Below are 17,970 nucleotides of genomic sequence, written 5' to 3' on the forward strand. Positions count from 1 at the left end.
AGTCTCCCGGTCAGTCTCCGGTGCCGTTTTCGGTGGGTGGCGTGTCGTCGTCCGTGAGGCTGCGAATATACGCCAACAGCGCGTCCAGCTCGTCGTCCTCGAAATCGTAGGCGGGCATTGCCGGCGGGTACCCCTCGGTGATCTGCGCCCGCGGGTCGGTGATCGAGCGGCGGATGTAATCGGCGTCGGCGGTAACGGTGGAGCCGTCGTCCAGGGTGACCTCGCTGCCGTAGAGGTTCAGCCAGGTGGGGCCGATGCTGCGGCTGCCGTCGGCGGTGTGGCAGGCCATGCAGCCTTCCGAGTCGGCCAGCTCCCGGCCCCAGCGCACGTCCTCGTCTTCCTCACGTTCTTCCAGGGCCGCCATCTGGTCGCCGAAGGTGCGGCGTTCGGCCAGCCAGGCGTCGAAGTCGTCCTGCTCCATGACGAGGACGTCGTCGCGCATGCGGTAGTGGGCGATGCCGCAGTGCTGGGTGCACAGCACCTCGAACTCGCCCGTGCGGGTGGGAGTAAACCAGAAGTGGGTGACCATGCCGGGCACCATGTCCATCTTTGCCCGGAACTGCGGCACGAAGAAGCCGTGGATGACGTCCTGGGAGCGCAGGTGCATCTGCACCGGGCGGTCGACGGGCAGGCGTAGCGCGCCGTCCGCGATGACGATGTCGTCCCGGGAGGCCGGGTCGTCCGGGTCCAGTCCGAGCGGGTTGTCGGAGCTGATCAGGCGGGTGTCGGTACGGCCGAATTCGCCGTCCTCTCCCGGGTAGCGGTAGTGGAAGCGCCACTGCTCGCCGAAGGCTTCCACGGCCATGGCGTCGTCGGGCGGGTTGACGAAGTTGTTGTAGACGGCCAGGCCGGGGGCCAGCAGCGCGACGATGCCGACCGTGGTCAGCCCCAGAAGCCACCACTCCAGGCGCCGGTTGTCGGGTGTGTAGGCCGCCCGCTGTCCCTGCCGGTGACGGTATTTCACCAGCGCATAGATCATGAACGCCATCACCGCGACAAAGACGACGCCGGTGACGGCGAACGACAGGTGGAGCATCACATCCATGGAGTACCAGTTGGATGCGAGCTCGGTCAGCCCCCAGGGGCTCACCAGGTGGAACACGACCGAGGCCACGACCACCACGATCAGAACGATGACCACACCCATGGCCACTCACCCTGGTATGCCGGGCTGGCGTCATGCCGCCCCGTTGAAACCGGGCCGGGTCAGCGCGCAGGCAACAACGGCGCCAGAGCCCGGCCAGTAACCGTCCGCCGGCAGTCCATTACGGAAACGTCTCCGTGAAGAACCGCTTCATGCGGAACTGCATGGCGATCAGCCAGTGGGGTGCGCCGGTCTGCGTGCCCGCCTCCTTCACGGTGGGGTGGCGCTGCAGCACGCGATTGAGGATGTCTTCCTGACCGGGTTCCAGATCAACAAAGAAGACGTGCTGACCCATTTTCAGCGCGGATTCGAAGCGCCGGAAGTGGACATTCGGGGTCTCAATGCCCCGCAGCCCGCCTTCCCAGGTCAGGAACCCGAGCAGCACGATGGCGAGGAAGACGAAAGGCAGCCAGCCCGCTTCCGTGCCCGTCCAGCCCATGGCCCAGGGTACGAGCAGTGCGAGGGCGGCGGCGCACACACCCAGTGCCGCACCGATCAGCGTCGAGTGCACCAGGTCGGTCTTCATCAGGTCGGTGACGGCGTTGAGGTGGTGGTGGCGTTCCACCGCACTGTCCTTGAGGCTCAGCACATGGATCTGGGGCGTGACCACGCCGGCCGCCTCCAGGTCCTCTTCAAGGCGTTCCAGATCGTCCAGATCGTCGCTGATGAAAAAATACCGGTTCAGTTTCATGACCACCCCTCCTCCGTTGTGCAAAGGTGATCAGCGTGTCCCTTACCCGAAGTGTGGTTCACGAGGGCGGGTTGGCTACGGTCTTTTTAGAATTTTCGGATCGATAAGCCGTTGTTCATTGGGCTGTTTCGACATAAAAACTTCCCGGAAGTGCTGGCATTCCGCGCGTAAACCTGCGTAAGCTCGCCGGGCAGATCAACAGAGGGTGTCCCATGGCTGACAGCATGTACTTCTATGAGCCTGCCCAGGGCCACGGCCTGCCACATGATCCGTTCAACGCCATGGTGGCGCCGCGCCCGATCGGATGGATCTCCTCCCGCGACCCGGAAGGCCGGCTCAATCTGGCGCCATACAGCTTCTTCAATGCCTTCAACTACCGGCCGCCCATCGTCGGCTTTGCCAGCATCGGCTACAAGGACTCGGTACGGAATATCGTCGACACCGGCGAGTTCGGCTGGAATCTGGCCACTCGGCCCCTGGCCGAGGCCATGAATGCCAGCTGTGCGGCGGTTGCACCCGAGGTGGACGAGTTCGAGCTGGCCGGGCTGACCCCGGCGCCGTCCCGGGTGATCAGTGCGCCGCGGGTGGCGGAGACGCCGGTGTCGTTCGAGTGTGTCGTGACCCAGGTACTGCAGCTCCAGAGCGCCGGTGGTGCCCGGGTGGACAGCTGGATGGTGTTCGGCGAAGTGGTCGGGGTCCACATCCGCGAGGATCTGCTCAAGGACGGCATCTACGACACCGCCGCTGCCGAGCCGATCCTGCGTGCCGGTGGCCCGGCGGACTACTTCGGCGTCGACGCGTCCCGGCGTTTCCGCATGTACAGGCCCTGAGCGGCCTGTCACCGGAGCCTTTCCGGTGGATGCCCGAGTCTGAGGACCTGGTCCACCAGCAGGAAGGCAGCCATCGGGCATCGTTCGGGAGCCGGTGCTCGCTTACTGCGGGGACTGTTCGGGGGCGGGTGCGAACTGCTCCTGCAGATACGCGATGATCGCGTCGGACTCGTAGAGCCAGCGCTCGGAGCCGTCGGCCTCACGGATACGCAGGCAGGGGACTTTCACCCTGCCGCCCTCGCGCTCCAGCGCCTCGCGGTGCTCCCCCGGGTGCTGGGCATTGCGCAGCTCGATGTTCAGCGACAGGCGCTGCATGGCCCGGCGAGTCTTGATGCAGAACGGGCAGGCGGGGAAATGGTAGAGCGCCAGCGCGCGGGTGCGTTCGTCCACCCGAGCCTGTTCATCAGGTTCGCGTTCGATGCCGCCGGGCATGGTCAGCCGGTTGCCGATGATCATGATCGGCGTCAGCACTAGGCGAACGCCGCGAAAGAAGGTTCGTATCAGGATTCGCATGACGCGCAGGATGGCACAGACCCGGGCGTTGATACAGCCCGGCGTCACCGGGTGACGCCGGGCCGCCGGTGCGTTCCCATTACGCCAGGTGGTGGACCTCCTGCATGCCGTAGACCGGGGTGGGAATCTCCTCCTTGCGCGCCTTGAGCTGCAGCGCCAGATAATGGGAGTAGTGCCGCGACTGGTGCAGGTTGCCGCCGTGGAACCACAGCCCCTCCTGCCGAGTGGGTTTCCACATGTTGCGCAGTTCGCCTTCCCACGGGCCGGGGTCTTTCGGCGTATCCGAACCCATGCCCCAGCACTTGCCGACCTTGTCGGCCACGTCCTGGGAGATGATGCGGGCTGCCCAGCCGTTCATGGAGCCGTAGCCGGTGGCGTAGACGATCAGGTCCGCCGGTAGCTCCGTGCCGTCCGTGAGCGTGACCGATTCCGGGTTGATCCGCTCGATGCTGACCCCGCTGTGCAGCTTGACGTCGCCGTTGGCCACCAGGTCGCAGGCGCCTACATCGATGTAGTAGCCGGAGCCCCGGCGCAGATACTTCAGGAACAGCCCCGAGTCGTCGGCTCCGAAGTCCAGCAGGAATCCGGCGTCCTCCAGCCGCCTGTAGAAGTCCGCATCCCGCTCACGGATGGTGTCGAATGCCGGCTTCTGCATCTGCGGGAGCACCCGGTAAGGGATCGAGGCGAAGATCATGTCCGCCATGTCGTGGGTGATCCCGTTCTCCAGCGCGTCCTCGGAATACAGCGGCCCCAGTACCACGTCCATGAGCGAGTCCGATTTCACGATGTGGGTGGAAGAGCGCTGCAGCATGGTGACGTCGGCGTCGTTCTCCCACAGCGCGGCACAGATGTCGTGAGCGGAGTTGTTGGAACCCACCACGACCACTCTCTTGCCGCGGTAGGCGTCCGGCCCGGGGTGCTGGCTGGAGTGCTGCTGTTCGCCCCGGAAGGTTTCGGCGCCCGGGTAGTGCGGCATGTTGGGCACGCCGGACATGCCGGTGGCGAGGACCAGCTGTTTCGGGCGCAGCGTGACCCGTTCGCCGTTGCGGTTGACGTTCACCATCCACTCGCCGGTGGTCTCGTCGTAGCTGGCGCTCTCGCACTCGGTGGAGCTCCAGTAATTGAGCTCCATTACCCGGGTGTACATTTCCAGCCAGTCGCCGATCTTGTCCTTGGGCGAAAACACCGGCCAGTTGTCGGGAAAGGGGAGATACGGAAGATGGTCGTACCAGACCGGGTCGTGCAGGCACAGGGATTTGTAGCGGTTGCGCCAGGAGTCCCCCGGGCGCGGGTTCTTCTCAACCACGATGGTGGGCACGTCCATCTGCCGCAGCCGGGCGGCCAGCCCGATACCGCCCTGGCCGCCTCCAACGATGACGCAGTAGGGCTGGCGAGTGTAGCCGAGCTCCTCCTGCTCGCGCCCACGTGCCTCCTGCCAGGTCTCGCGCTCCTTTGACGCGCCGTGTTCGGCGCCCTTCGGGCGCCGGTGCCGGCGTGGTTCGGGGTGGTCGCGCAGGCCGGCCATGGCGGTGAGCAGGGTCCAGCATTTGCCGTCCTTGAGACGCAGTATGCCGTGCCCTTCGGCGACACCGGTGCGGAAGCTGAACCAGCTCTCCACGACCCCGTCCGTCTCGGTCGCCTCGCCGGTCGGCGTCCACGCCTCGGGGCGCGCCTCCGGTGCGGTGTTCGCCAGCATGGCACGGATGGCGTCATGCCCCTCGGCCGTCTTGATGTTCCAGGTGAACGTGACCAGGTCGCGCCAGTAGCACTCGTCGTGGAACAGGGTCGTGGCGGTATCGAAGTCACGGTTCTGAAGTGCCGCGCCGAAGTCCACGAGCCAGTCGGAGACCTTCTGGCCGGGGGTGTTCTTTTGTGCAGACATTGTTTCTCCTCCGTTTAGCTGAACGGCCCTGTGAATCGGGCCTTCGCCAAATGGAGAGCAGATCGCGTGCCAGTTGCGGACGCGGTCCGGGTCTTGTCCGCAAGTGATTGACCGGGCGTTGGATATTTCTGACGGGCGCGGTGCCTTCCGCCGGCTGGATGCGCATTCGGGGCGCGGCTGCCGTTACATCTGGAACATGCCGGCGTTACAGGTGTAACGCACTGATCCGCCGGCCGTTACACTGTATTGACACCCCCCGTCGGGTGTGCTGAGTTGACCCGATAACACGGCCGTTCCGGCCGGTCATGACAGCGGTGGTCGCAACGGCCGCCGGGAGGAGAACATGGGTCTTCGCCGCGAACAGCGCGAGCACATCGACGCGGTTCTCAAGTACGCGGAAGGCAGGGGCAGGCCGGTGACGCAGGCGCCGAACACGCCGGTGATCGGTCAGTCGTGGCAGCGCTGTATCACCGAGTACGGCCTCGACCCGACCCGCCCGCGCCCGGCCCGCATCGTCACCAATCAGGTGCTGCGCGAGCACCAGGACCGTTCCGACGAACTGCTCGGTGTTGCGCGTGCGGGCGTCGATCAGCTCTACCAGCAGGCGGCGCAGCTGGATTACGTGCTGCTGCTCACCGATGATCGCGGCATCGCCGTGCAGTATCTGGGCGACCGGCACCGGGATGCCAGGCTACGCAAGGCCGGGCTTTATCTGGGCTCCGACTGGAGTGAGGACTACGCAGGCACCTGCGCCGTGGGCACCTGCCTGCAGGGCAACGTCGCCCTGAGCTGTCACCGCACTGATCACTTCGACGCCACCCATATCGGATTGACCTGTACGGCCGCCCCCATTCGCGATCCATATGGACAACCGCTGGCCGTTCTCAACATCTCCGCGCTGGACTCGCCTGTCGGGCCGGAAAGCCAGACCTTCGGCCAGCATCTGGTGACGCTCTATGCGCGCATGATCGAGGACGCCCATTTCCTGCGCCGCTACCGCAACAGCTATCTGCTGCGTTGTGATACCTCCCGGGAGTTCGTGCGCGTCAGCGGCCGTTACCTGGTCGCCCTGGAAGAGGATGGCACCATACTGGCCGCCAATACGGCCGGGCGGGAGCTCATTGCCGCCCGGGGTCGGGGCAGCCCGGACGCGGTATCGATTACCTCGGTGCTGGACTGTGAGCTGCGCGATCTCTGGGATCTCCCTTATCGCAGTGAGGACCAGATTCGCGCCTTCCGCACGCGCGAGGGCAGCGAGGTGTACTTCGCAACCCTGATTCAGCCCAGCCGCTCCCTGCCGCGCAGCCACGCGGAGGCCCAGACGGAGTCGGAAGAGCAGGTGCCCGCCCTCGACCGGCTGGCGGCGGACGATCCGGCCATGCGCAAGACGCTGGCGACGGCCAAGCGGTTGCGCAACGAACCCATCAACGTGCTGATCACGGGCGAGACGGGGACTGGCAAGGAGCGGCTCGCCCGGGCCCTGCATGAATCCAGTGATCGCGCGGGTGGCGCGTTCGTGGCTCTGAATTGCGCGGCCATCCCGGAGTCGTTGATCGAGAGCGAACTGTTCGGCTACCAGGGCGGCACGTTCACCGGTGCCCACCGGAAGGGGCGTTCGGGGTTGGTGCAGCAGGCCCATGGCGGTACGCTCTTTCTGGACGAGATCGGCGACATGCCGCTGCACCTGCAGACGCGTCTGCTGCGCGTGCTTGCCGAGCGGGAGATCCAGCCCCTCGGCACCGACCGGCCCGTGCCGGTGGATCTCCGGGTGGTGGCCGCCACCCATCAGGATCTGCGGCGGCTCATCGCCACGGGGACGTTCCGGGAAGACCTCTACTACCGCCTGAACGGAGCGACGCTGTGGCTGCCACCGTTACGGGAGAGGGCCGACCGGCAGCACGTCATCGACAGCGTGTATGCGGATCTCAGCCGCAACCGGCCGCATGCGCCGCGCTTGCGCGCGGATGCGGTCAGTGCCCTGTTGGCGAACCCCTGGCCCGGCAACATTCGTCAGCTGATCAATGCCCTGGCTTTCGCCCTTGCCACCGCACCGGGTGACGAAATCACCGCCGGCGACCTGCCGGACGAACACGCCACGGTCGCGCTGGCGCCCGAGAGGTCTGGCGCGCGTCTGCAGCAGGCCGATCATTACACCGGCGACGCTGCGGCGCTGCACGAGGCGCTGACGCGCACGCGCTGGAACGTCAGCGCCGTGGCCAGAGAGTTTGGTGTGTCCCGCCCGACGGTATACCGACGTATGCGCCGGTACGATATGGTCCCGCCCAATTGGCAGCCTGATGGAGTGTCCGGGCCGGCCGATTGAAAGCCCCACGTTCAGTTCATGGTCCGCGTCATCGTTCCTCCTGGTGAACGCTCTGGTATGATTTCAGGGGCTACTGATTCCATTGTCCTGCCCATATCCTGGTTGCCATGTTCAACCGGAAGCGCAGGAGGTCACCATGAAGGCCATTCGCAGCGTGCACGCGGCACCCCGCCACCACTGGGTCGGAAACGGATTCCCGGTGCGGTCGCTGTTCTCCCACCACGATCACGGGAGGGATCTGGATCCGTTCCTGCTGATGGATTACGCCGGCCCCGTGACGTTTCAACCCGCCAGCAAGCCCCGTGGTGTCAGTGAGCATCCGCACAAGGGCTTCGAGACCGTGACCATCGTCTACCAGGGCGAGGTGGCGCATCGGGACTCCACCGGTCACGGTGGCGTGATCGGCCCGGGAGACGTCCAGTGGATGACCGCCGGTGCCGGCATTCTGCACGAGGAGTTTCACTCCGATGCCTTCACCGAGGCAGGCGGCGCGCTGCAGATGGTGCAGCTGTGGGTCAACCTGCCGGCCCGGGCCAAAGGGATGGAGCCGGGCTACCAGGTCATCCGCGCTGGCGACATCCCGGAGGTATCGCTGGCGGACGGCGCGGGTGCCGTGCGCGTCATCGCGGGCGACCTGGCGGGTCGTACCGGGCCGGCGCAGACGCAGACCCCGATGCAGGTCTGGGATGTGCGCCTGCGGCGGGAGGGCCGTGCGAGGCTGCACGTGCCCGAGGGCTGGCCCGCGACGGTGGCCGTCATCGACGGCACGGTGATGGTCAACGACGACGCGGTGCTCCGTGATGCCGATCTTGCGATCCTGGGCACCGAGGGCAGCGCCTTGGCCCTGGAGGCCAACAACGAGGCACGGTTGCTGGTGCTCAGCGGCGAGCCGATCGGTGATCCGGTGGCGGCCCGTGGGCCGTTCGTGATGAATCACGAGCACGAGATCGAGCGGACGCGGGCGGATTTCCGCCACAACCGGTTTTTGAGCCGGGAAGCGTCCTAGCCTGACCATCCCGGCCGGCCATTCGCCGATCGGGATGGCTGCAGGGGGCTAGACTTCACGAGACGTGGTTCAGCCACACAACAGAGGCATGCGCTGTCGTGCCGTTGGAAGGAGAGTGCCATGAGCTGGAATCCCGCACTGACCCCCGGCTGCCCGGACGAGATTGGCGTCGATGCCATCGAGACGCTGATTGTCCCCCGGGCGCGGGACATCGGCGGCTTCGAGGTGCGGCGCGCCCTGCCGGCACCGAAACGGCAGATGGTCGGCCCGTTCATCTTCTTCGATCAGATGGGCCCTGCGGAGTTTCTCACCGGCAATGGCATCGACGTGCGTCCGCATCCGCATATCGGCCTTGGCACGGTCACGTACCTGTACGACGGTGATCTCCACCACCGTGACAGCCTGGGCACGGACCAGGTTATCCGGCCCGGCGCGCTGAACTGGATGGTGGCCGGTCGGGGTGTTACCCATTCGGAGCGCACCTCCGTCGTGAGCCGTGAGCAGGCCAGCAGGCTGTTCGGGATTCAGACCTGGGTTGCCCTCCCGGACGACAAGGAAGAGATCGCCCCGGCCTTCGAGCACCATGGCCAGGATCGGCTCCCGGTCATTGAGGATGAGGGTGTCAGGGTTCAGCTCCTGCTCGGCGATGCCTACGGCGAGCGGGCGCCGGCCACGCTCTACTCCGACGCCTTCTATGCGGACGTGCAGCTCGCACCGGGGGCACTCTTCCCGCTCCCGGACAACCACCAGGACCGTGGCCTCTATGTAATCGACGGCGCCGTTACGATCGCCGGCCAGCGGTTCGATCGCGCGCAGATGATGGTCTTCCGGCCCGGCGATCGCATTACCGTGGCGGCCGGTGAGCAGGGTGCCCGCTTGATGATTCTCGGCGGCGCCACGCTGGGCGGGCCGCGGTACATCTGGTGGAATTTCGTGGCCTCCTCGAAGGAGCGCATCGAGGAGGCCAAGCGCCAGTGGCAGGCCGAGCAATGGGGCGCGGGCCTGTTCGATCTCCCGCCCAAGGACCGGGACGAACACGTGCCTTTGCCAGGGTAGGTTAGCAATTCGCTCTGTAGATTGTTGTTTTGGAGTGAAAAGAGTATTGGACGACCCAGCCGTTGTGCGGTCTCCCTATTCCTTGTAGTACACAACCTGATGGCTGGAGGCGAGCAGGCTGCCGTCGGTGCTCCAGACCTCCGCGCTCTGGTCGAAGAACCCCTTGCCGAAGTTGAGTCCGCGGGCGCTGCCGAGGAGGTAACCGGTGCCCTGGTTGCGCACCTGCTCGGCGTCGGCGTGGAAGTAGGTGGTCAGGGTGACCGTGCCGATGGGTGTCCACGCGCCGCGGCGCACGAAGATGCGCGGGAAGAACGCGTCACACAGGGCGGCCAGCGATACGAAATCCAGCGGGCGGGGCGGATTGTCGCGCAGCCACAGGCGGCTCTGGGACGGGATGTCGTCGTTGGGCCTGCCGCCGATGGCGCCGTCCACGAAGCGCATCTCGTAGCAGCGGGTCCAGGGCGCCCGCTCGACGGGTGCCGCCTGTTCCAGAGACTCCGCCGGGGGCACATCGGGGAAGCGTGCGTCGGTGGCGCCCCAGGTCTCCCGCCGCAGCGCCGTGACGGCGGTGGCGAAGGCGACGATCTGCTCGTCCTGCGCCATCTCCACGAGCCAGTGCTGGGTGCTTCGGTTGGTACGCATGGCCCGGGCGGTCACCGAAAACGCGCCGTCCGCGATCGGCGCCGCGTAATGGACGGTCAGCGAGACGGGGTCGCCCAGGCGCTGCGGGTCCGTCATCACCGCGTTCAGCAGGCTTGCCCCGATCACTCCGCCGAACGGCCCCACCATGTTGGCGTAGGCGGCCGTGGTGTGGCCGGTGTGAATCCCGTCGCCATGGGGCGCGAGTGCGACGGCTTCGTCGAATGGGTGAGCCTCCGGGGCGGACGCCATCATGCATGCTCCCTTTCTGGTTGAACCGGTCCGTTCAGTGCGTCGGCGACCCAGTCGAGCCGATCCTGCCCGAACCACATCGTATCGCCGACAAAGAAGGTCGGGGCACCGAAGACGCCCCGGTCCACGGCCTCCTGAGTGGTGGTCTTCAGCCCATCCTTCGCTGGTGCCAACTGGGCGCGCTCCAGCACTGCCGCCGGGTCGAAACCGCCGGCCTCCAGGGCGTGGGCGACTTCATTCGGCTCGTTTAGGTTGCGCGGCTCCACCCACATGGCGTGAAACACGGCCTGCAGATAGGGCTGAAAATCCGGCGTGTCGCGCATTGCTTCCGCGCCGCGCATCAGCAGCAGGGTATTGATCGGGAAGTGCGGGTTGTGCCGGAAGGCGACCTGATAACGCTCGGCGTGGCGCGCCAGATCCCTGTGGGTGTACTCCCCCTTTGCCGGCACCTCCACCGGCGAACGGTTGCCCGTGGCCTTGAAGACGCCGCCCAGAAGCATGGGCTTCCAGATGATTTCGGCGCCTGCCGCGGCGGCGATGTCCGGTAGTTGTGCCCAGGCCAGGTAACTGGCCGGGCTGCCCACATCGAAGTAGAAATCGACGTGTCTGGTCATCGTTGTCTGCTCCTTGTTCCGTTACCGAATGCCGAACACGCTCTCGCTCCAGGGGCGCAGATCCAGCTCGAATGTCCAGCAGTCCCGGGGCTGTGTGTGGAGGTGCCAGTAGGCGTCGGCGATATGCTCGGGGTCGAGAATGCCGTCGTGAGCCTTTGTCGCGTAGCGCTCCGGGAAGTTGTCGCGGATGAACGCCGTGTCGATGGCGCCATCGATGATCGGGTGGGCCACGTGAATGCCCTGCGGTGCCAGCTCCCGCGCCATGCTCTCGGCCAGTGAGCGCAGCGCGTGCTTGGCGCCGGAGAATGCCGAGAACCCGGCCCGGCCGCGGACACTGGCGCTCGCGCCGGTGAAGATGATGGTGCCCCGCTCGCGCGGCACCATGACCCGGGCCGCCTCGCGCCCCGTTAGAAAGCCGGCGAACGCCGCCATTTCCCACACCTTGCAGTAGACCCGCGCCGTGGTCTCCAGAATCGGGTAGTGGACGTTGGCGCCGATGTTGAACACGGCCACCTCGACTGGTCCGACCTGGGCCTCGATGACGTCGACCATCGCCGTGACCTGCTCCTCGTTGCGGGCGTCGCAGCCGAAGGCGCGAGCCTGGCCGCCCTCGGAGTGAATGGCGTCCACCAACGGCGCCAGCTTGTCCTCGTTCCGGCGAGCGACACAGGCCACGTAGCCCTCGCGGGCAAATCGCCTTGCGATGGCGCCGCCGGTCGCGTCGCCCGCCCCAACCACCAGTGCCGCCTTGTTCACGGGGTTCTCCTCTAGGGTTCCTTTTTGGAACTTGAGTTTGAAAGGTATAGTTCTTTTATGGAACCTGTCAATCTGTATGCCAGTGACTCAACAGGAGCCGCCATGCGCTGGGAAGAACTGGATCAACAGCCCTGCTCCCTGGCCCGCACGCTCTCCGTGATTGGCGATCGGTGGACGCTCGTCATCCTGCGCGACTGTTTTCTCGGCGTGCGCCGTTTCGACGATTTCGAGGCGCGTCTGGGGATCACCCGTCACATCCTGTCCGACCGGCTGAAGAAGCTCCACGATGCGGGCGTCCTCGAGAAGCGGCCCTACCAGGAGCGCCCGCGGCGCGAGGAATACCGGCTCACCGCCAAGGGACGGGATCTTTACCCGGTCATTCTTTCCCTGGTGCACTGGGGTGACCGGCACATGGTGGATGAGAACGGCCCGCCGGTCCGCCACCGGCACCGCAACTGCGGCTGCTATACCCGCGCGGTTCTCACCTGCAGCGAGTGCGGCCAGGAGCTCCGCCCCCAGGACGTGGAGGTCGAGGAGTCACCGGCCTGGGCCGGCCGGGTGATGCCGCGAAAGCGGACCCGGGCCCCGGAGTAAGCTGTTCGGTACAAAAGGCACAGGCTTGGCGTAGGGTGGTCCTTCAGGTCCACCACAATCACCGATTAACCATCTATTCAACGAGCCGGAGACCCCCATGAGCCGCATTCTCGTCTTCTCGGGCAGCGCCCGCACCGAGTCCTTCAACAAACGTCTGGCGCGACTGGCCGCGGAGAGCGTGGAGCAGCAGGGGGGCGAGGCCACGTTCGTGGACCTGCGTGACTACCCCATGCCGTTCTACGACGGCGACCTGGAACAGGCGTCGGGGGTGCCCGAGCACGCACGGCGCATGAAGGCGCTGCTTGCAGAGCACCAGGGGCTGATCGTGGCCTCGCCCGAGTACAACGGGTTCATTACGCCGCTGCTGAAGAACACTCTGGACTGGCTCTCCCGGCCGGACGGTGAGGAGAACGGGCTGGCCCTTTTCCAGGGGCGCGTGGCCTGCGTGGTGTCCGCTTCCCCCGGGGGCTTCGGCGGGATGCGCAGCCTTACCCTGGCGCGGCAGCTACTGGTGAACCTCGGTGTGACGGTCCTCCCGGATCAGTTGGCGGTGCCCCGGGCGCATCAGGCGTTCGACGAGAACGGCCGTTTCACCGATGACGGCACCCGGCAGCGACTGGATCAGCTCTGTGCCCGGCTGGTCGATACCGTGGGTCGCCTCCATCCCGATTAGAAAGCCCGTTCCACGCCTGTAGGGTTGAGACCAAAATTACCGAAAACGGAGTGAGGTTGCGCATTGTTACCCCTTTCCGCGCACCAACCAAGCGCTGATCGGCGCTGCCGGCAAATCCACGACGCTGAAGCCGGTCATGGGTAGCGTGCGGCGTCGGCAAGGATCGATCCGCATCGAGGGCGGGGAAACCTGGTTGTTCCTGACTATGGTCTTCGCCTTCGGACACCGCCTGGAGGAGCAGGTCACCGAGGCGGTTCGCGAAGCCGGCGGCGCTAGTCATCCGGCAGGGCGAAACCGAAGTCTTCCAGAATGCTCCGGGCAGGCTCCTCCTGCAGGTAGGCGTAGAACATGCGGGCGGTCTCGCCGGCACCGTCCACCAGCGCCATCCGTTGCCGGAGCGGTGTGTGCGCCTCCTCGGGGATCAGCGCATGGTCGCTGCGTGCCGCAATGCTCGGGGCGCGGGCGAGAGAGTAGGCGACAATGCCTCCCTGGGCCTCGCCCGACAGCGCCAGGCGGGCGGCCTGGGACACGTTCTCGCCCTGGATCAGACGCGGGCGGATCGTCTGCCACAGCCCCTTCGACTGCAGCGCCTCCATGGCGGCGACCCCGTAGGGCGCGTGGTCGGGGTTGGCAATGGCGAATCGCGTGATCTCGCCCGCCTCCAGGCGCTGGCGGAGCTTGTCCAGTGACCCGTCGACGATATCGGCCGGGTCACCGGCGGGGGCGATCACCACGATGCGGCCGATGGCGTAGAGCGTGCCTTCGTCCTCGGTATGCCCGTCACGCTCGAGGGCAAAGACGTACTCTTCGTCGGCCGACAGGTAAAGCTCGAAGGGGGCGCCCTGGGCGATCTGGCGCCGGAAGTTGCCGCTGGAGCCGAAATTGAGGCGCACCGAGCGCCCGGTCTCGTCGTGGAAGCGCTCCGCAACCTCCTCCAGCGCGAACTGGAGGTCGGACGCGGCGGCGATGATGGGGCGGTCCGCCTGACTGATCGCGGGGGCGAAACCCGCCAGGGCGAAGGCGAGGCAACGGAACAGGGTGACAGCGGAGCGGTGCATGTCCATGGCCTTGTACGTCCGGTGGATGGTGTCGGCTGGTGCAAGACTCAGGTGCCGCGGGCCGGGGCGTCAAGGCTCCGGAGGCGTGGCGTCATTCGGGAAGAACAGCTGTTGCCCGCGCAACCTGAAGCTGGCGATCGCCTCCTGCCCCTGGTCGGAGAGCAGCCACTCGTGCCATTGGCGGGCCTTGTCGTGCTTCACGTGGGGGTGGCGGTCGCCATCGAGCAGCAGGCTGCCGTACTGGTTGAACATCACGTCGTCGCCGTCGAAGAGCAGGGTCAGATTCTGGCGATTGCCGAAGGCGGTCCATGTCGCGCGGTCGGCATAGGTGTAGGCGTCCATTGCCGCGGCCGTATTGAGCGTCCCGCCCATGCCGCTGCCCAGTTCCCGGTACCAGCGGCCGCGCGGCTGGATGCCGGCATCGTGCCAGAGGTTGCGTTCGGCGCGGTGGGTGCCGCTGTCGTCACCCCGGGACGTGAACGGATGCTCCCCGTCGGCGATGCGGCGGAATGCGTCCAGGGCGCTGTCGGCGCCGGCGACGTCCGCCGGGTCATCGGCCGGGCCGACGAGCACGAAGTCGTTGGACATGACATGGCGCCGCTCCGCGGCGTAGCCGTCGCTGACGAATGCCTCCTCGGCGGCCGTGTCATGCACCAGCAGGACGTCTGCATCGCCGCGGCGACCGATCTCGAATGCCTGGCCGGTACCGACCGCGACCACCCGGACATGGATTCCCGTCGCCTCCCGGAATTTCGGCACGATGTGGTCGAACAGACCGGAGGCCTCGGTGGAGGTGGTAGAGGCGAGGGTGATGGAATCGCCGGCCTGCACCGCGCCGGTGATGGCGAGGGCGATCGCCGCAAACAGCGCCCGTGGTCCCGATCGCCTCATTGCCAGCCTCCCGTCACCAGACCAGATCGCCCCGCACGAATGCTGCCGCCTGCGCCGAGCGCGGGGCCTCGAAGAACTGCTGTACCGGTGAGCGCTCCACCAGTGTTCCGTTCACCAGAAATATCACGTCGTCCGCCAGACGCCGGGCCTGACCAAGGTCGTGCGTGCTCATGACGATGCAGGTGCCGTTGTGGTGGAAGGTGTCCACTGCCTCTTCCACCGCCCGGATCGCCGCGGGGTCGAGCGCGGCGGTGGGCTCATCCATGAACAGGATCTCCGGGCGCAGCGCCCAGGCCCGGGCCAGAGCCAGACGTTGCTGCTCGCCGCCGGAGAGCACACGTGCGGGTCGGTGTGCGATCGCCTGCAGGCCGAACTGCTCGATGGCCTCGTCGGCGCGCCGGGCGCGCTCCCGCCGCGGCACGCCCTGGGCGCCAAGGGCGTGGCGCACGTTCGCAAGCGCCGAACGGCGCAGCAGCACCGGCCGCTGGAACACCATGGCCTGCCGGCGGCGGATGGTGTCCGGTGTGGCGCCGCCGCACCAGCGCACGGTGCCCGCCGTTGGCGCCAAGAGGCCGTGACAGATCCGCATCAACAGGCTCTTGCCGGCTCCGTTCGGACCCATGATCAACGTCTTGCCGTTGCGCTCCAGGCGCAGGTCCAGGGGGTGCAGCAGCGTCTGTCCGCGATGGCGGAACGCCACCCCTTCCAGTTCCAGCGGCAGCAGCGACAACGGCTCGGCCCGGTTCATCCCAACCGCCTCCTGGCCGACTCACCGACCATGTACGCCACCGCATTCACTGTGGCCACCAGCACCAGCAGAATGATGCCAAGCCCGAGGGCCAGCGGCAGGTTGCCACGGTTGGTCTCCAGGGCGATGGAGGTGGTCATGACGCGGGTCACGCCGGAGATGTTGCCGCCGACGATGAGTACGGCGCCCACCTCGGCGCTGGCCCGCCCGAACCCGGCCAGAACGACGGTGGTCAGGCTGAAGCGGGCGTCCCACAGCAGCGTTGGAATGGCGCCCAGCCTGGATACGCCGAGGGACTGGAGCTGCTCCCGGTACTCGCCCCAGAGCTCCTCGATCACCTGGCGGGACAGGGCGGCAACGATCGGGAGTATGAGCACGACCTGGGCAATCACCATGGCCGTGGGCGTGAACAGCAACCCCAGTTCCCCGAGCGGGCCGGCCCGCGAGAGCATCAGGTAGACCATCAGCCCCGCAACCACCGGCGGCAGCCCCATGAAGGCATTGAGGATGACGATCAGCAGCCCGCGGCCGGGGAACTGCCACAGGGCGATGGCGGCGCCCAGCGGCAGGGCAATGGCACTGGCAATGAGCACCGCCGTCAGGGAGACCTGCAGCGACAGCGTGACGATTTCCACCAGCACCGGATCCCGTTCGGCGATCAACCGGAAGGCGGCCTGAAAGGCGTTGTCCATGGTGTTCCGCGCGTTGTTATCTTTCCGGCATTGTCTGCACGGCGTACACTCAATGCACCTGTTTCCGGAAAATATGCAGTCAAATGACAAGAAACGGCGAGAACGCCCCGGAGCGTTACCTCACCACGGCGGAGGTGGCGGCCTACCTGCGGCTCAAGGAACGCAAGGTCTACGATCTCGTGAAGCAGGGGGTGATCCCCTGTTCGCGCGCGACCGGCAAGCTGCTGTTTCCGCGGGAGAGCATCGACCTGTGGGTCATGAGTCACCTTGAAGGCGACCAGGCGCCGTCGCGGGACATCCCGCCGGTGCTGGCCGGCAGCCAGGATCCGCTGCTGGAATGGGCCGTGCGCGAGGCCGGGTCGGACCTCGCCCTGCTGTGCCACGGCAGCGGCGACGGCGCCCGGCGCCTGCTGCGTGACGAGGCCATGGTCGCCGGGCTGCACGTGATCGATCATGGCACGGGGCGGTACAACGATCCGGTGACCCTCGGCCTGGGCGGCATGCGCGATCTGGTGATCATTCACTGGGGGCGGCGTCGGCAGGGTCTGCTGGTTCAGCCGGGTAACCCGCGCGGCATCCGAACGCTCGCCGATCTGGCGGAGCAGCCCGTCCGGGTCGCGCACCGGCAGCGGGAAGCGGGGGCCGATGCCCTGTTTCGCTCGCTGCTGGAGCGGTCGGCCATCGACGCGGCGCGGCTGGACTTCACGCCCCACGCATCCCTGAGCGAGGACGATCTTGCCCTGGCGGTGCGGGAGGGCGAGGCGGAGACCGGCTTGGCGGTGGAGGCAGCGGCGCGGCGGCACGGCCTGGATTTCATACCCCTGCATGAAGAGGATTTCGACCTGGCCATGCGGCGGCGCAGCTACTTCCAGCCACCGATACAGCGGCTGATGGCGTTCGCCCGCACGGAGCGCCTGGCCCGGCGGGCGGCCGCCATGGGCGGTTACGACATCACCGGGCTCGGCGCCGTCCAGTACAACGCCTGAGCGCCGTGGGCCCGCGCTCCGCGTTCGTGCAGGGCGCGCTAATCCTCCAGCAGGTGCAGCTGGTTTTTCAGCAGTGACCGCGCCCCGCGCTCCCATGACACATCGGTGTTGCCACGGATGTTCACGTGCCCCCCGGCGATGCGCTGGTCGCGGGCGACGTCGTGGAGTTCCAGGCTCATGTGCAGGATGAGGTTGCTGATCTTGCGCACGCTGCCGGCCAGGATGACCTCCGCCCCCAGCGCTTTGGCCACCGCGATCTGGCAGGACGGGCAGCGGTGCAGGTGGCGCCCGGCGGCGGCCTCGGCAACGGCGTCATCCAGGGCGGCGTGGTCGACGAGGTGGTAGTCGGGGTGGTCCGCCAGAGCCGCTCGCAGGACCTCGGCGGTCAGGGCGAGACGGCGTTCGTCCGCGGGGTCCTGGGGGTGGTAGCTGGTATCGCCCAGTGACGTGTCAATGATGCCGAAATCCAGAATCACCAGTGCCCGCGGCTCCGGGACCGCGGAAGCGGGCCAGGTCAGTGCCAGCGCCATGAGCGCACCGGCGAACAGAGACAGTCGGAACCGCATCGTCGTTGCACGTGTCATCAGGGTGTCTCCCTGCCGGGGTGTCGTGGCGTTCCGCC

At 66.8% G+C, this 17,970-nt stretch carries 19 protein-coding genes; 7 read left to right on the plus strand and 12 right to left on the minus strand.

From position 1 onward, the window contains the following. Window positions 1–10: 10 nt before the first annotated feature. Both coxB and ACNSTU_RS05565 read right to left on the minus strand, forming a co-directional pair. A complete protein-coding gene (gene coxB / locus ACNSTU_RS05560; protein ID WP_290632767.1) occupies window positions 11–1,147 on the minus strand; it encodes a cytochrome c oxidase subunit II in 1,137 nt (378 codons plus the stop codon). Between the two features lie 118 nt (window positions 1,148–1,265). Next, window positions 1,266–1,835, minus strand: a complete 570-nt coding sequence (locus tag ACNSTU_RS05565; protein WP_290632765.1) for an NAD/FAD-utilizing enzyme — start codon at window positions 1,833–1,835, stop codon at window positions 1,266–1,268. Window positions 1,836–2,047: 212 nt separating this feature from the next. Between ACNSTU_RS05565 and ACNSTU_RS05570 the strand changes: the two genes are divergently transcribed. Beyond that, complete coding sequence (locus tag ACNSTU_RS05570; protein ID WP_290632763.1) at window positions 2,048–2,665, plus strand: flavin reductase family protein; 618 nt, start codon at window positions 2,048–2,050, stop codon at window positions 2,663–2,665. A 102-nt stretch (window positions 2,666–2,767) separates the two neighbouring features. On the opposite strand, the gene ACNSTU_RS05575 is transcribed toward ACNSTU_RS05570, so the two are convergent. Next, window positions 2,768–3,178: a glutaredoxin family protein gene (locus tag ACNSTU_RS05575; protein ID WP_290632874.1), complete on the minus strand. Its 411-nt coding sequence runs from the start codon at window positions 3,176–3,178 to the stop codon at window positions 2,768–2,770. A gap of 79 nt (window positions 3,179–3,257) precedes the next feature. After that, complete coding sequence (locus ACNSTU_RS05580) at window positions 3,258–5,060, minus strand: NAD(P)/FAD-dependent oxidoreductase (RefSeq protein ID WP_290632761.1); 1,803 nt, start codon at window positions 5,058–5,060, stop codon at window positions 3,258–3,260. A 343-nt stretch (window positions 5,061–5,403) separates the two neighbouring features. On the opposite strand from ACNSTU_RS05580, the gene ACNSTU_RS05585 reads away from it, so the two are divergent. The 3 genes from ACNSTU_RS05585 to ACNSTU_RS05595 all read left to right on the plus strand — a co-directional run bounded on the left by ACNSTU_RS05585 (window position 5,404) and on the right by ACNSTU_RS05595 (window position 9,445). Then, a complete protein-coding gene (locus ACNSTU_RS05585; protein WP_290632759.1) occupies window positions 5,404–7,383 on the plus strand; it encodes a sigma-54-dependent Fis family transcriptional regulator in 1,980 nt (659 codons plus the stop codon). Window positions 7,384–7,519: 136 nt separating this feature from the next. Beyond that, window positions 7,520–8,389, plus strand: coding sequence for a pirin family protein (locus ACNSTU_RS05590; RefSeq protein WP_418212167.1), 870 nt, complete (start codon window positions 7,520–7,522; stop codon window positions 8,387–8,389). A 120-nt stretch (window positions 8,390–8,509) separates the two neighbouring features. Next, a complete protein-coding gene (locus ACNSTU_RS05595; protein ID WP_418212168.1) occupies window positions 8,510–9,445 on the plus strand; it encodes a pirin family protein in 936 nt (311 codons plus the stop codon). Between the two features lie 75 nt (window positions 9,446–9,520). On the opposite strand, the gene ACNSTU_RS05600 is transcribed toward ACNSTU_RS05595, so the two are convergent. From ACNSTU_RS05600 to ACNSTU_RS05610, 3 genes are read right to left on the minus strand one after another with little or no spacing between them, the layout of a single operon-like run. After that, a complete protein-coding gene (locus ACNSTU_RS05600) occupies window positions 9,521–10,339 on the minus strand; it encodes an acyl-CoA thioesterase (RefSeq protein ID WP_290635845.1) in 819 nt (272 codons plus the stop codon). Beyond that, window positions 10,336–10,950 carry a 2-hydroxychromene-2-carboxylate isomerase gene (locus ACNSTU_RS05605; protein ID WP_290636763.1) on the minus strand — a complete coding sequence of 205 codons (615 nt, stop codon included), beginning with the start codon at window positions 10,948–10,950 and terminating at the stop codon, window positions 10,336–10,338. The genes ACNSTU_RS05600 and ACNSTU_RS05605 overlap by 4 nt, the downstream gene beginning before the upstream one ends. Before the next feature lie 21 nt (window positions 10,951–10,971). After that, entirely contained in the window at window positions 10,972–11,706 is a 735-nt protein-coding gene (locus ACNSTU_RS05610; RefSeq protein WP_418212169.1) for an SDR family oxidoreductase, read from the minus strand. A gap of 102 nt (window positions 11,707–11,808) precedes the next feature. Between ACNSTU_RS05610 and ACNSTU_RS05615 the strand changes: the two genes are divergently transcribed. Together ACNSTU_RS05615 and ACNSTU_RS05620 are read left to right on the plus strand one after the other, a co-directional pair. Beyond that, complete coding sequence (locus ACNSTU_RS05615) at window positions 11,809–12,300, plus strand: winged helix-turn-helix transcriptional regulator (RefSeq protein WP_091643516.1); 492 nt, start codon at window positions 11,809–11,811, stop codon at window positions 12,298–12,300. Window positions 12,301–12,397: 97 nt separating this feature from the next. Further along, window positions 12,398–12,973, plus strand: a complete 576-nt coding sequence (locus tag ACNSTU_RS05620; RefSeq protein WP_290635852.1) for an NADPH-dependent FMN reductase — start codon at window positions 12,398–12,400, stop codon at window positions 12,971–12,973. Between the two features lie 272 nt (window positions 12,974–13,245). Here the strand turns inward: ACNSTU_RS05620 and modA are convergent, their stop codons facing one another. The 4 genes from modA to ACNSTU_RS05640 form a co-directional block, all read right to left on the minus strand. Beyond that, entirely contained in the window at window positions 13,246–14,037 is a 792-nt protein-coding gene (modA, locus tag ACNSTU_RS05625) for a molybdate ABC transporter substrate-binding protein (RefSeq protein ID WP_290635854.1), read from the minus strand. A 63-nt stretch (window positions 14,038–14,100) separates the two neighbouring features. Next, window positions 14,101–14,922, minus strand: coding sequence for a substrate-binding domain-containing protein (locus tag ACNSTU_RS05630; protein WP_290635856.1), 822 nt, complete (start codon window positions 14,920–14,922; stop codon window positions 14,101–14,103). Between the two features lie 13 nt (window positions 14,923–14,935). Then, window positions 14,936–15,670: an ATP-binding cassette domain-containing protein gene (locus ACNSTU_RS05635; RefSeq protein WP_290635858.1), complete on the minus strand. Its 735-nt coding sequence runs from the start codon at window positions 15,668–15,670 to the stop codon at window positions 14,936–14,938. After that, window positions 15,667–16,362 (minus strand): ABC transporter permease, encoded by a 696-nt coding sequence (locus tag ACNSTU_RS05640; protein ID WP_290635860.1) that lies wholly within the window; start codon window positions 16,360–16,362, stop codon window positions 15,667–15,669. The genes ACNSTU_RS05635 and ACNSTU_RS05640 overlap by 4 nt, the downstream gene beginning before the upstream one ends. Window positions 16,363–16,445: 83 nt before the next feature. Here ACNSTU_RS05640 and ACNSTU_RS05645 point away from each other — a divergent pair, with 83 nt between their 5' ends. Beyond that, entirely contained in the window at window positions 16,446–17,348 is a 903-nt protein-coding gene (locus ACNSTU_RS05645; protein ID WP_290635862.1) for a helix-turn-helix transcriptional regulator, read from the plus strand. A gap of 38 nt (window positions 17,349–17,386) precedes the next feature. Here the strand turns inward: ACNSTU_RS05645 and ACNSTU_RS05650 are convergent, their stop codons facing one another. After that, window positions 17,387–17,932 (minus strand): DUF3280 domain-containing protein, encoded by a 546-nt coding sequence (locus ACNSTU_RS05650; RefSeq protein WP_290635864.1) that lies wholly within the window; start codon window positions 17,930–17,932, stop codon window positions 17,387–17,389. Window positions 17,933–17,970 lie beyond the last annotated feature (38 nt).

The organism is Aquisalimonas sp. APHAB1-3 (assembly GCF_048323695.1).
GTDB lineage: Bacteria > Pseudomonadota > Gammaproteobacteria > Nitrococcales > Aquisalimonadaceae > Aquisalimonas.

Excerpts from the sequence above, each read along its gene's own strand:
- coxB (WP_290632767.1), bottom strand. The coding sequence starts at position 1,147 with ATGGGTGTGGTCATCGTTCTGATCGTGGTGGTCGTGGCCTCGGTCGTG.
- ACNSTU_RS05565 (WP_290632765.1), bottom strand. The coding sequence starts at position 1,835 with ATGAAACTGAACCGGTATTTTTTCATCAGCGACGATCTGGACGATCTG.
- ACNSTU_RS05570 (WP_290632763.1), top strand. The coding sequence starts at position 2,048 with ATGGCTGACAGCATGTACTTCTATGAGCCTGCCCAGGGCCACGGCCTG.
- ACNSTU_RS05575 (WP_290632874.1), bottom strand. The coding sequence starts at position 3,178 with ATGCGAATCCTGATACGAACCTTCTTTCGCGGCGTTCGCCTAGTGCTG.
- ACNSTU_RS05580 (WP_290632761.1), bottom strand. The coding sequence starts at position 5,060 with ATGTCTGCACAAAAGAACACCCCCGGCCAGAAGGTCTCCGACTGGCTC.
- ACNSTU_RS05585 (WP_290632759.1), top strand. The coding sequence starts at position 5,404 with ATGGGTCTTCGCCGCGAACAGCGCGAGCACATCGACGCGGTTCTCAAG.
- ACNSTU_RS05590 (WP_418212167.1), top strand. The coding sequence starts at position 7,520 with ATGAAGGCCATTCGCAGCGTGCACGCGGCACCCCGCCACCACTGGGTC.
- ACNSTU_RS05595 (WP_418212168.1), top strand. The coding sequence starts at position 8,510 with ATGAGCTGGAATCCCGCACTGACCCCCGGCTGCCCGGACGAGATTGGC.
- ACNSTU_RS05600 (WP_290635845.1), bottom strand. The coding sequence starts at position 10,339 with ATGATGGCGTCCGCCCCGGAGGCTCACCCATTCGACGAAGCCGTCGCA.
- ACNSTU_RS05605 (WP_290636763.1), bottom strand. The coding sequence starts at position 10,950 with ATGACCAGACACGTCGATTTCTACTTCGATGTGGGCAGCCCGGCCAGT.
- ACNSTU_RS05615 (WP_091643516.1), top strand. The coding sequence starts at position 11,809 with ATGCGCTGGGAAGAACTGGATCAACAGCCCTGCTCCCTGGCCCGCACG.
- ACNSTU_RS05620 (WP_290635852.1), top strand. The coding sequence starts at position 12,398 with ATGAGCCGCATTCTCGTCTTCTCGGGCAGCGCCCGCACCGAGTCCTTC.
- modA (WP_290635854.1), bottom strand. The coding sequence starts at position 14,037 with ATGGACATGCACCGCTCCGCTGTCACCCTGTTCCGTTGCCTCGCCTTC.
- ACNSTU_RS05630 (WP_290635856.1), bottom strand. The coding sequence starts at position 14,922 with ATGAGGCGATCGGGACCACGGGCGCTGTTTGCGGCGATCGCCCTCGCC.
- ACNSTU_RS05635 (WP_290635858.1), bottom strand. The coding sequence starts at position 15,670 with ATGAACCGGGCCGAGCCGTTGTCGCTGCTGCCGCTGGAACTGGAAGGG.
- ACNSTU_RS05640 (WP_290635860.1), bottom strand. The coding sequence starts at position 16,362 with ATGGACAACGCCTTTCAGGCCGCCTTCCGGTTGATCGCCGAACGGGAT.
- ACNSTU_RS05645 (WP_290635862.1), top strand. The coding sequence starts at position 16,446 with ATGACAAGAAACGGCGAGAACGCCCCGGAGCGTTACCTCACCACGGCG.
- ACNSTU_RS05650 (WP_290635864.1), bottom strand. The coding sequence starts at position 17,932 with ATGACACGTGCAACGACGATGCGGTTCCGACTGTCTCTGTTCGCCGGT.